General features: G+C 38.6%; 13 protein-coding genes. 2 read left to right on the top strand and 11 right to left on the bottom strand.

Going from position 1 to position 12,310, the window contains the following annotated elements:
- Positions 1-60: 60 nt before the first annotated feature.
- From eno to lexA, 6 genes are all read right to left on the bottom strand, one after another.
- A complete protein-coding gene (gene eno / locus A4G16_RS06190; RefSeq protein ID WP_025247479.1) occupies positions 61-1,371 on the bottom strand; it encodes a phosphopyruvate hydratase in 1,311 nt (436 codons plus the stop codon).
- Positions 1,372-1,563: 192 nt separating this feature from the next.
- Positions 1,564-2,742: a 23S rRNA (uracil(747)-C(5))-methyltransferase RlmC gene (gene rlmC / locus A4G16_RS06185; protein ID WP_165889151.1), complete on the bottom strand. Its 1,179-nt coding sequence runs from the start codon at positions 2,740-2,742 to the stop codon at positions 1,564-1,566.
- Positions 2,735-3,772: a beta-N-acetylhexosaminidase gene (gene nagZ / locus A4G16_RS06180; RefSeq protein ID WP_165889150.1), complete on the bottom strand. Its 1,038-nt coding sequence runs from the start codon at positions 3,770-3,772 to the stop codon at positions 2,735-2,737. Before nagZ ends, rlmC begins: the two co-directional genes overlap by 8 nt.
- A 101-nt stretch (positions 3,773-3,873) precedes the next feature.
- A complete protein-coding gene (locus A4G16_RS06175; protein WP_165889149.1) occupies positions 3,874-4,605 on the bottom strand; it encodes a TerC family protein in 732 nt (243 codons plus the stop codon).
- Between the two features lie 83 nt (positions 4,606-4,688).
- Positions 4,689-5,381: a DNA mismatch repair endonuclease MutH gene (mutH, locus tag A4G16_RS06170; RefSeq protein WP_165889148.1), complete on the bottom strand. Its 693-nt coding sequence runs from the start codon at positions 5,379-5,381 to the stop codon at positions 4,689-4,691.
- A gap of 127 nt (positions 5,382-5,508) precedes the next feature.
- Positions 5,509-6,144, bottom strand: coding sequence for a transcriptional repressor LexA (lexA, locus tag A4G16_RS06165; RefSeq protein WP_165889147.1), 636 nt, complete (start codon positions 6,142-6,144; stop codon positions 5,509-5,511).
- 163 nt (positions 6,145-6,307) lie between these two features.
- Between lexA and plsB the strand changes: the two genes are divergently transcribed.
- Entirely contained in the window at positions 6,308-8,767 is a 2,460-nt protein-coding gene (gene plsB / locus A4G16_RS06160) for a glycerol-3-phosphate 1-O-acyltransferase PlsB (protein ID WP_165889146.1), read from the top strand.
- 108 nt (positions 8,768-8,875) lie between these two features.
- Here the strand turns inward: plsB and A4G16_RS06155 are convergent, their stop codons facing one another.
- Positions 8,876-9,439, bottom strand: a complete 564-nt coding sequence (locus A4G16_RS06155; protein ID WP_027074246.1) for an acetate uptake transporter — start codon at positions 9,437-9,439, stop codon at positions 8,876-8,878.
- Between the two features lie 274 nt (positions 9,440-9,713).
- Positions 9,714-10,343: a histidine phosphatase family protein gene (locus A4G16_RS06150; protein WP_165889145.1), complete on the bottom strand. Its 630-nt coding sequence runs from the start codon at positions 10,341-10,343 to the stop codon at positions 9,714-9,716.
- A gap of 49 nt (positions 10,344-10,392) precedes the next feature.
- Between A4G16_RS06150 and A4G16_RS06145 the strand changes: the two genes are divergently transcribed.
- On the top strand, positions 10,393-11,022 hold the full coding sequence (locus tag A4G16_RS06145) for a TIGR01621 family pseudouridine synthase (RefSeq protein ID WP_165889144.1): 630 nt from the start codon (positions 10,393-10,395) through the stop codon (positions 11,020-11,022).
- Between the two features lie 11 nt (positions 11,023-11,033).
- On the opposite strand, the gene A4G16_RS06140 is transcribed toward A4G16_RS06145, so the two are convergent.
- The 3 genes from A4G16_RS06140 to rpmI all read right to left on the bottom strand — a co-directional run bounded on the left by A4G16_RS06140 (position 11,034) and on the right by rpmI (position 12,086).
- A complete protein-coding gene (locus A4G16_RS06140; RefSeq protein WP_165889143.1) occupies positions 11,034-11,309 on the bottom strand; it encodes a hypothetical protein in 276 nt (91 codons plus the stop codon).
- A 125-nt stretch (positions 11,310-11,434) separates the two neighbouring features.
- A complete protein-coding gene (gene rplT, locus A4G16_RS06135; RefSeq protein WP_165889142.1) occupies positions 11,435-11,788 on the bottom strand; it encodes a 50S ribosomal protein L20 in 354 nt (117 codons plus the stop codon).
- Positions 11,789-11,888: 100 nt separating this feature from the next.
- Positions 11,889-12,086, bottom strand: a complete 198-nt coding sequence (rpmI, locus tag A4G16_RS06130; RefSeq protein ID WP_005596065.1) for a 50S ribosomal protein L35 — start codon at positions 12,084-12,086, stop codon at positions 11,889-11,891.
- Positions 12,087-12,310: the final 224 nt, after the last annotated feature.

The following is a 12,310-nucleotide window of genomic DNA, read 5'->3' as shown; positions in this document are numbered from 1 at the left end:
TGAGTTCAATATAAAAATGCCACTGATTTCTCAGTGGCATTTCGGAAGTTAAATCAGCAATTATGCTTGACCTTTAATCTCTTTACGACCGTTGAACGGAGCCGGTGTGCCAGCACGCTCTAACGCTTCTTCGATACGGATTAACTGGTTGTATTTCGCAACACGGTCAGAACGGCTCATTGAACCTGTTTTGATTTGACCTGCTGCGGTACCAACCGCTAAATCCGCAATCGTTGCATCTTCAGTTTCGCCTGAACGGTGAGAGATAACCGCTGTGTAACCTGCATCTTTTGCCATCTTAATTGCTGCTAACGTTTCAGTTAATGAACCGATTTGGTTGAATTTGATTAAGATAGAGTTTGCGATGCCGTTTTCGATACCACGAGCCAAGATTTTGGTGTTGGTTACGAATAAGTCATCACCTACTAATTGAACTTTGTCGCCTAATACTTTAGTTTGGTATGCAAAACCTTCCCAGTCTGATTCATCTTGACCATCTTCGATAGAGACGATTGGGTACTCTTTGCATAAGCCTTCTAAGTAGTGAGTGAACTCTTGTGAAGTGAAGGTTTTGCCTTCGCCTTTCATATCATACACATTACGCTCTTTGTCGTAGAACTCAGAAGATGCACAGTCCATCGCTAAAGTTACATCTTTACCTAAAACATAACCTGCTTTTTCTACCGCTTCTTTAATACATGCTAATGCATCAGCATTAGATGCTAAGTTTGGTGCGAAACCACCTTCGTCACCTACCGCAGTATTTAAGCCTTTTGCTTTTAATACTTTTGCAAGATTGTGGAATACTTCTGCACCAATGCGTAATGCTTCTTTTAATGTTGATGCACCAACCGGTTGAATCATAAATTCTTGAATATCAACGTTATTATCTGCGTGTTCACCACCGTTGATGATGTTCATCATTGGTAATGGCATAGAGTAAACACCCGGTGTACCGTTTAATTCAGCAATGTAAGCGTAAAGTGGTAAGCCTTTTGATGCAGCTGCTGCTTTAGCTGTTGCTAAAGAAACGGCTAAGATTGCATTTGCACCGAATTTAGATTTGTTTTCTGTACCATCTAAATCGATCATGATTTGGTCGATTTCTGCTTGAGCAGTACCTTCTTTACCTACAAGTGCATTTGCAATTTCGTTATTTACTGCTGAAACCGCTTTTAATACACCTTTACCTAAGAAACGACCTTTATCGCCATCACGTAATTCTAATGCTTCACGTGAACCGGTAGAAGCACCAGATGGAGCAGCTGCTAAACCAACGAAGCCACCTTCTAAGTGAACTTCTGCTTCAACAGTTGGGTTACCACGAGAGTCGATGATTTCACGACCGATTACTTTAACAATTTTTGCCATTGTTGATATCCTCTAATGTGAGAGTTAATAGAAAAAAAAGAATAGATATATATTAAAGCGATTTTCTGCTTTTGTCTTTTAAAAACCGCAATTGCGACAAATAATTTATCACTAATTTGATCTAAGACGATATTCGCTTAAGATTATAGCAATATTTGCAAAAAACGGCAAAAAATTGCCCCCTTGTAATGCTCATTTTTTGACTAAAAACGTTAATGTTTCGTAATGCGAAGTATGGGGAAACATATCAAAAAGTTGCACTTTGTGTAATTCATAATTGGTCAGTGATTCAAAGTCTTTTGCCATTGAATTAGCATTACAACTTGAATAAATCAAATAAGGTGAGCCGAGCTGATTAAGAAATTCCGCTAATGGTTTGCCAATGCCTCGGCGAGGTGGATTGACAATCACCAAATCAGGCGTTGAGCCGGTTTCATTTAACGCAAATTGAGCTGAATCTAGTGAGGCGAAATTTACTTTATTTAAGCCAAGTTCGTTTGCTGATTTAGTCGCGCTTTCAATAGCTGAAGCGGAAATCTCAATGCCGGTTAATTCCACATTGGGATTTTTACAAGCCAAGCTGTTGGCACAATGTAAGCCAAAGCCACCGACACCGCAGAAAAGATCCCAAAATTTTCCAATAGGCAAATCTTTAATCCATGTTTGTGCTGTATGATAAAGTTTACTGGCAACTTGTGGATTGGTCTGAAAAAAGCCTTGTGGGCGAATAAACAGCGGTACTCCGTTGAAATATTCTTTAATCACTTTCTGTTTAGTAAGAAAAATTTCCTTTTCTCCCTCGAGTAAAGCTGCGTGTTGGGGCTGAATATTAAGGCTTACCACTGAATTTGCAGGCAACTTTTCCAACAGCTTGGGTAGTTCTCGTTCGACTAGTACTCGTTTGGTCTCACTTCTTACGACAAAACGTAACATAAGTGATTGATTATATTGGCTTTCGGTAATCAGAATATATTTCAGCTCACCTTTTTTCTTCGCAATGTTATACGGCACTAAGCCTGCTCGGGCGATAAAGTCTTTCAGAATGGGAAATAGTGTTGTAAATGAAGTAGGGTAGAGCGAGCAGTCGGTTAAATCAATGCCGCTTTGCGCATCATTTTGATCTTTTAAAATACCGAGAATCGGACGTTCCACACTTCCAGAAACTACCATTTTAGCTTTATTGCGAAAATGCGAAAGAGGAGAGGATACAAGCGGTAATATTTCTGTTTTATTTTGCAAAATAAAAGGTGAAATTAACCGCTTGAGATCAGTCTCCTTATCGGATAATTGAGCGCTATAAGGCTTTTCAAGCCATTGGCAAGAAGTACAATTACCACGTTCAAAATGAGAACAATGCAACATATTAGGCATTGGCTTCTTTCCACTCTAACCATTTATTTTGTAAGGTGGTTAGCTCAAGTTGTGCTTGTTGGTAGCGAGAGCTTTTTTCCAGCTCTTGCCAACTGATTGTTTTACGTTTCATTAATGATAAATGACGCTCTTTTTGAGCTTGAGTTGGTTGATATTTCAAGCCATCTAATACTTGAACAACGCCATCTGGTTCATTGCAAAGTAAGAGTAAATCACAACCTGCTTGGATAGCTTTTTCCGAACGTTCTACGAAATTCCCCATAAAACCGGCACCTTTCATGCCTAAATCGTCTGAGAAAATTACACCGTTGAAATTTAATTGTTTACGTAGCACCTCTTTTAACCAATAGCTTGAGCCACTTGCAGGCTGGCTATCACATTGGGTATAAACTACGTGTGCAGGCATAATTGCGGAAAGTTTACTTTTAGCAATAAGCTGTTTGAATGGCTGGATATCACGCTCAAAAATCATTTCGCATAGACGGTCATCAAAAGGGGTTTCTAAATGTGAATCGGCCAATACATGACCATGACCAGGAAAGTGTTTACCCGTAGTTGCCATGCCTATTTCAAGCATACCATCTATGAAAGCCTCAGCTATTGGTAAAATTGAACTGGGATCTTGCCCAAATGAACGGTCGCCGATTGCTTTGCATTCATGGCCTAAATCCAATACGGGGGCAAAACTTAAATCGATGTCTAATGCAAACATTTCAGCAGCCATTAGCCAGCCTGACTCTTTTGCCATTTTGATTGCATTGGCTTCCTTTGAAGCAAGCTGCTTGAAAGATTGCATTGCCGGTAATTTGGTAAATCCCTCACGGAAACGTTGTACACGTCCGCCTTCTTGATCGACGGTAATCAAGAGTGGCTTTTTCACCCTTTGGCGAATATCTTTTACTAATGCTTGAATTTGGGCTTTATCATAAAAATTACGGGTAAATAAAATTAGCCCTGAAACCAGTGGATGCTCTAACATTTCCACTTCTTCTTGGGTAAGTTCTTTATCTTTAATATCAATCAGTAACATATTTTTGAGTTAGAGTAATTTGTAAAAAAATTGAGTAAATTAACCGCTTGTAGGGTTATTGTACAATAAAAAGCCCCTGATTTTCATCAAGGGCTAAGTAATTATACTTGTTCAAGCTTTTCTTGATTGTTGCGCATCTTTATGTTGAGCATTTCTACAATCACAGAGAAGCCCATTGCGGTGTAAACCGCTGCTTTTGGTATGTGAATATCAAAGCCTTCGGCAATTAATACGATACCGATTAAAATTAAGAAGGCGAGTGCTAAATTTTTGATAGTTGGATTATTATCCACGAAATCGCCAATACTTTTTGCTGCTAACATCATCACTGCCACTGCAATAACAATCGCGATTACCATAACCGGAATATCTTTTGCCATTGCCACAGCTGTAATCACAGAATCAAGTGAGAATACAACATCAAAAATGGCAATTTGAGTTAAAATCATGAAAAAGCTTGCTGTTTTACTAGCTGCTTGTTTTTCTTCATGGGATTGTGCGGCGATGGACTCTTTTAATTCCATTGCACTTTTTACGATAAGGAAAATACCGCCGAGTAATAAAATCAGATCACGGCCTGAAATTTCATGGCCCGCAAAGTTAAAGAGAGGATCGACTAAGCGCATCATCCAAGCAAGTGAGAGTAATAGCAGGATACGGGTTCCCATCGCAAGAGCCAAACCGATAATTCGGGCTGATTGGCGTTGATGTACTGGTAGGCGAGAAACCAAAATACTAATTACAATAATATTATCAATACCTAACACGATTTCAAGCCCGGTTAGAGTTAAAAGTGCAATCCAGGCTTCGGGGTTTGCAATCCAGTCAAACATAAAATATCCTTCAAAAAATAGGGGGATTAATTGTTTTTTTCTATCCAAAAAACGAGGACATCATATAGAGAGTTGAACAAAATTTAAAGAGGGTAATGCAAAAAGTTTTGTAAAATTTCAGTCGTAAATTGTTTGCGTAAATAAAAGCCTAAAGGTAGGGATTGCACTAGCTCGCCTTTATTATTGATAGCAGGGGCAAGTGAGTGACTATTCCTACCTTTCGGGCGAAGCTGCAATACTTCTCCAAGTGTGGCGTTAATTTCATTAAGCTTACCTAAGACAATCATTTCCATAAGCTCTTCCCAATCCTGTTGCAGGCGATATTCTTGCTCAACGGAAGGCGACCATAAAATCGGCTGCCCGATATGACGTTGAGAGAGCGGGATTGTGCGTTTACCTTCAACTGGAATCCATAAAACACGAGAGAGTTTATGTCGAACATGGCAGCTTTGCCAAGTAATACCATTATTTTGTGTCAGTGGTGCAAGGCTGACAAAGGTTGTTTCTAAAGGCAAGCCTTTTTCATTGACGGGAATTGTTTTAAGTTCAATACCAAGGTGTGCAAAATCTTGTTCTGCTTTACTACCGGCTTTTGCGCCTAATGCCGTTTCAATTAACATACCCACCCAGCCTTTATCTCGTTTTAAATCCATGGGTATAGGCATATTCAGCATTTCGGCAATTTCACCTAAGGTAAAGCCTGCCAACCATTGTGCTTTGGTTAGCAATTCCTGTTCAGTATGAGAAAAGCTGGCAAGCTGAGGAGAATTTTTCATAGAGAAGAAAGGATACAAGCGGTCAAATTCTATTATTTTTTTGCAATTTGTAGAGGCGAATCAATATTCGCCTTTTTCGATATATCGGCTGTAGTAGGGAGAGTTCATTCTCACCCCCAATAATATTCTACATCCAAGCATTGCTACGAATAACACCTACTGCAATGCCTTCAATCTCAATATATTCTTGAGTTGGGTTGATCACAATTGGCTTTAACTCATCGTTTTCGGGATGCAAATAGATCAATTCGCCTTTTTTCTCTAAGCGTTTAACGGTGACTTCATCATTAACACGGGCGACAACCACTTGACCGTTACGGGCCGAGTTGGTTTTATGAACGGCTAATAAATCGCCATCTAAAATGCCGATTTTTTCCATGGAATTGCCGTTTACTTTTAGTAAATAGTCAGCAGCTGGGTTAAACATCGCGCCGTTTATTGGATAATGATTTTCTACGTGTTCAACTGCTAAGATAGGTGTGCCAGCAGCCACTTTACCGATAAGTGGTAAACCTTCATCTTCGTCATTGGCAGCTTCAGCTTCATCATTAACCAAAATACGAATACCTCGAGATGTGCCTGAAAGCATCTCAATATAGCCTTTACGGGCAAGTGCTTTTAGGTGTTCTTCTGCTGCATTAGGTGATTTAAAACCAATTTCGCGGGCAATTTCTACTCGCGTTGGTGGCATACCTGTATTTTCAATATGGGTTTTTACAAAATCAAAAATTTCTTGTTGGCGAGCAGTTAAATGTTTACGCATTTGAATATCCTTACTGGCTTTATATACAGAAAATGTTGATAGTATATACAGTATTTTTGGTTTTGTAACTAATAATTTCACAAAATTATGTAAAAAATTATGGTAGAATGGTGTGTCTTAGAGGTTAGACCTCCAAAAATAACTATTCTAAAGGGATATTAATATGTCTGGCTTATTAAATTGTTATCGAACCCTATTAAATTTACCTCTTTCACTTTTAGTGAAGTCTCGTGCTATTCCTAATGACCCTATAAGAGAATTGGCACTCAACCTTGAGCAACCTATTGTCTATGTGTTGCCATATACCTCACAAACCGATTTATTGATTCTACAAAAAAACTGTTTGGCATTAAATTTACCTGACCCATTGCAAGATAATGTGATTGATGGTCAGACTTTGCCCCGTTTCGTCTTTTTAGACGAAGGTCGCCGTTTCTTTAAATCAAAAGGTGCAAAAAGCGAAACAGAATCACTTTTTTATCGTTATTTAGATTTACATCGTGAAAATCAAGAGTTAGATGTTCAAATAGTGCCTGTCTCTGTGTTATGGGGGCGCGCTCCAGGTAAAGAAGATGCTCGTCATTTGCAGGTTTTAACCTCATTCCAACGCTTTATTTCGATGGTTTGGTCAGGGCGTGATAATTTTGTCCGTTTTTCTCAGGCGGTATCTTTGCGTTATATGGTTACCGAACATGGAGCAGATGAGAAAATTGCTCAAAAAGTGGCAAGGGTGGCTAAAATTCATTTTGCTAAATTACGTTATTCTGCAATGGGACCTCGTTTGCCTAATCGTGAGGCAATGTTTAATAAAATCCTTAATTCTGAAGTGATTCAAGCCGCTATTGCGGAAGAAGCGAAAAAATCTTCTCCAGAAAAAGCGCGTAAAGAAGCTGAAAAAATTATTAATGAAATTGCCGCAGATGTAAAACATGAGAGCTTAAGAGTGGCAGATCGTGTGTTAAGTTGGCTTTGGAATAAATTATATCAAGGCATTAATGTAAAAAATGCTGACCGTGTACGTAAATTAGCATTGGAAGGACATGAGATTGTTTATGTGCCATGTCACCGTAGTCACATGGACTATTTGCTTTTATCTTATTTACTTTATCATCAAGGTTTAGTTCCACCACATATTGCTGCCGGTATTAATCTGAATTTCTGGCCGGCAGGTCCTATTTTCCGTAGCTGGGGGGCATTCTTTATTCGCCGTACTTTTAAAGGAAATCGCCTGTATTCTACAATTTTCCGTGAATATTTAGCAGAGTTATTTTATCGTGGTTATTCAGTGGAGTATTTCATTGAAGGCGGTCGTTCTCGTACAGGCCGTTTGTTAGAACCCAAAACAGGTATGATGTCGATGACCTTACAAGCTCTTCAGCGTGGTTTAAATCGTCCGCTTAGCATTGTGCCGGTGTACATCGGTTATGAGCATGTGCTTGAAGTGGATACTTATGCTAAAGAATTACGCGGTGCAGCCAAAGAGAAAGAGAATGCGGGTTTGGTGTTGCGTGTGATTAAAAAACTGAAAAACTTAGGTCAGGGCTATGTTAATTTTGGTGAGCCGATTCAAGTAAATAATTACCTTAATCAACATTTCCCTGAGTGGAAAGAGCAGTCGGAGGATAATCGTCCTAAATGGTTAAATGAGGCAGTAGATAACATCGCAAACCAAGTGATGGTCAATATTAATAAAGCGGCAGCGGTAAATGCGAAAAACTTGGTCGGTTCTGCTTTATTAGCGTCCCGTCAGCGTGCGTTATCACGTGAGCAGGTAATTGAACAACTTGAAAGTTATGTTCAGTTATTTAGAAATGTGCCTTATTCAAAAGAGGTTACTTTACCCGAAGAGTCTGTGGAGGAGATGTTAAATCATGTTATCCAATTACCTCGCTCAGGCGTTTGTATTGAAAAAGATAATTTTGGTGAGTTGATTCGTTTAGATAGAGAATCAGCAGTGCTGATGACCTATTATCGCAACAATGTTCAGCATCTATTTGTATTGCCAGCTTTAGTGGCAAGTATGGTGTTACACTACGAGGCGATTTCAAAAGATTTAGTGATTCAAGCGGTAAATCGAATTTATCCGTTTTTACAAGCTGAATTATTCCTACATTTTAAACAAGAGAAAGTTAGCAAGCATATTGAAGCTATTATTGCAGAATTTGTTCGCCAAGGTGTAATTAAAAACGAAAGCGATATGTTGATGATTAGCCGTCCGCATATCCGTACACTACAATTGCACTCTGCGGGCGTGCGTGAGATTTTACAACGCTACTATATCAGCTTGAGTGTGTTGCTCGAGCAGCCGGAAATCAGCCGAGGTGCTTTGGAAAAAGAGAGTAGTTCGATTGCTCAGCGTTTATCCGTATTACACGGCATTAATGCACCAGAGTTCTTTGATAAAGCAATTTTCTCAACCTTTAGTGCAAGCTTAAAAGAGCAAGGGTATTTCGATGTTTCATCAGATAGTTTGGTTGTTGAAAAAGTTAAAGAAACAGAAAGTTTGCTACGTAGCTTAATTTCAATTGAAATTCAACAAACTATTCAAGGTTCGATGTCTAAAATTGAAGTGGAAAAAACAGAGCAAATTGAAGTTGAGAAAAAAACTCAGAAAGAGGCGTAAGCAGAGCTAACAAGCGGTTATTTTTACGTTAAAATTTGCAAATTAGATGTGAAATAAAAAAGCTGAATGAACAACATTCAGCTTTTTTGATTTTTTAATACAGAAAGATTATTTCGGTTCGCCAATTGGTAAAATGGTTCTACCAAAGCTTTCGTTGATAATATCTGCAGCGGCTAAGTAGAATGCACAGAATGCAGTTAATAAACCGAAGTTACCACCAATATTTGTTAACGAGCTGTTGTGTGTAAAGTCACCTGCGGCTAACAAGTAGAATGTAATGGTTAAGAATAAGAAAATCGCTTGTAGTGCACGAGCTTTAGCGAGGGTGCCAATAAACATCATTAATGTAAATGTTCCCCAAGCCACTAAATACCAACCGATAAATTCTGGTGATACCGTTGAAGCGAAAAATACTTTAAATAATGCAAAAGACCACCAGAATGCACCATAGCTAGTAAAAGCAGTAAAACCAAAAGTATTACCTTTAGCGAATTCAAACATACCTGCGATCATCTGTGCTGTACCACCGAATGCAAATCCCATTGCTAATACTAAGCCTACATTTTCACCGCTGAATGTACCATTGTTGATTAAGCTAAGTAAAAAAGTAGTTAATGCAAAACCGCATAAACCGAGCGGAGCCGGGTTAGTTCCTGAATTTGGAGCTGACATTTAAAACCTCTGTGTTGTTATTTTTTTGCGTAAATTAACGCTATCTAATTCCTATGATTTCTCTAAAAAGAGGGACCATTTTTTGACCTAAAATTTAGGGCGATAAAGTATAGCGATTTTGCAATGAATTGACTAGAAATTTCATATTTTATAGCTGTTTTTTGTGAAATTTTTCAGAAAATCGACCGCTTATTATGTTTTAAGTTATTATTGATGAGTTAGAGATTAAAACCCTACAAATGATTGCTGCTTTTTATATTTAAAATTTGCCTCACTATAAATGAGCGATATTATTAAAATCAATGACTTCAACCTTACCGTTATCTACTTTTACTTTGGTAATCGCGGTGTTGCTCACAAAGCAATGTTTTTCTTCATTACGGAAGTCTTGCCAAGGAATACCTTTTAACACTGCGGTTAATAAAGTAAGTGTCATGCCATGAGAGACGATTAATACATGCTGATCATCTTTATGCAATTCAGCAATGTGGTTAAATGCATTGGTAACACGCTGATAAAGCTGCTCAAACACCTCGCCACCGTTGCTTTTGGCTCGGTATTCTGACGGTGTACGTTTCATTACCCAATATTCGTCATGTTCTTGTAAATCAACAGATTTTATGCCCTCCCAAGAGCCAAAATTAAATTCATTGAGTCCCCAGTGGTGGAAATGGGGAATATTAGATAGCTCATTTTCTGCTAAAATATAGTTAGCGGTATCTTGGGCACGTTTTTGCATACTGGAATAGGCAGCACGAAACGGAATATTTTTAAGGGCAACTCCAGCCTTTTTAGCTCCATTGATCCCTTCTTCTACTAAAGCTGAATCGCCTGATCCTTGTAATCTACCTTCAATATTCCAGACGGTTTTACCATGTCTGACCAAATAAATTGTAAGTGCCATTGAATTTCCTTGTTAAAATAATCAAAAAATTAAAAGAGATTATAGCAAAATGAATGCAGAATTGATGATTTGTTATCAACATCATGATTTTATTATTATCAATAAGCCTGATGGGTTAAGTGTGCATAAAGACGAGGAAGCGATTGGCTTAACTGAACAGGTAGCAAAGCAGCTTAATGTTGAACAGGTTTGGCTTGTTCACCGTTTAGATAAAATTACCTCCGGCTTATTGATTTTAGCCTTAAATAAAGAGGCTGCAGTGCGGTTTTATCATTTGTTTGAGCAGCACAAAATTCAGAAAACTTACTGGGCGTTGAGCGATAAAAAGCCGAAGAAAAAGCAAGGCAAGATTGTGGGGGATATGGAAAAATCCCGTAATGGGGCATGGAAGTTGTGCCATAGTAAAGAAAATCCCGCAGTCACACAATTTACTTCTTACTCTATCGAACCACCTTTACGTCATTTTCTTCTACAACCCAAAACCGGCAAAACACATCAGTTAAGGGTTGCGATGAAAAGCTTAGGTAGCCCGATTTTAGGTGATAGGCTCTATTCGGGAACTGTTGCAGATAGAGTTTACCTACATGCTTATCAGCTTGATTTTGAATACAATGGCGAAAGAATCTGCGTAAATGCAGAGCCTACAAGCGGTCAATTTTGGCAAAAAATTTGCCAATAAATCAGCTTATTTTACCAGCCTCGATAGCGCCCAAATCCATGATGATAGCCTACGCTAGGATAAATGACCGGCCTTACAATTTGTGTTGCAGTGCTTTTAGCTCGTTTATCACTTTGGTTTAACGGCTCGTCATTTGGTTTCTCATTTGGATTAACCGTTTGTTTGGTGATAATACGTTGTTGGTAATCTGCAACTGCTTGCATATCCATTGGCACACTACTTTGTTGAACTGGTGTTGAGCAAGCTGTTAGCATTGCTGGTAAGGTAATTAAAATCAGTTTTTTCATATTTCCCTCATTTGCAAAAAATATCAGCTTTTTGACCGCTTATTTGGAATTTAATTCATGAAAATAGTCTATTTTATAATAAAAAAGGACGCCTATTAAGGGCGTCCTCATCTCTATTCTTTAAATTAAAGAGCAGATTTTGCTTTTTCAACAAGTGCTGCGAAAGCAATTTTGTCGAATACAGCGATGTCAGCTAAGATCTTACGGTCAATTTCAACAGACGCTTTTTTCAAGCCGTTGATGAATTTGCTGTAAGATAAACCGTTTTGACGAGCTGCCGCGTTGATACGAGCAATCCATAATTGACGGAATTGACGTTTACGTTGACGGCGGTCACGGTAAGCATATTGACCAGCTTTAATCACTGCTTGGAACGCAACGCGATAAACACGTGAACGCGCACCATAATAACCTTTAGCAGCCTTAAGAACTTTCTTATGGCGTGCTCTTGCAATAACACCACGTTTTACACGAGCCATTATTTAATCTCCTAAATTGTCTTTGGGCATTTGCCCACATTTATAAACTAAAAATTAACTAATCCGTACGTCCGTACTTATCTACGCAACCTTAAAAGGCTTATGCGTATGGTAAGCAAGCTACTACTAATACTTGGTCAGCTTTCGCAACCATTGATTTGTGACGTAAGTGACGTTTACGTTTAGTGGTTTTCTTAGTCAAAATGTGACGTAAGTGAGATTGTTTACGTTTGAAACCGCCTGAAGCTGTTTTTTTGAAACGCTTCGCAGCACCACGTACTGTTTTAATTTTAGGCATTGTTTTAAAAACTCCGCATTGTTTAAGTTTACTTCATTGTCATTAGGCGGATTACACATTCTGAGGTCGAATAATCATTCGTCTATATGGAAATCTCTTGGAAGCACTAATCACATTCCTGTGCAATTGACATTGCTATTTCAAAGCAAATCAGGCTGCTGAGTCTGCCTGTCTGCTTAGATGCTTAAAAAAAGCTTGCGAATTTTAGCGAAAATATGACCGCT

The sequence above is a fragment of the Mannheimia granulomatis genome, from assembly GCF_011455695.1.
Lineage (GTDB): Bacteria > Pseudomonadota > Gammaproteobacteria > Enterobacterales > Pasteurellaceae > Mannheimia > Mannheimia granulomatis_A.
Note: the sequence above shows the minus strand (reverse complement) of the source record. Positions and strands in the feature narration are given on the sequence as shown.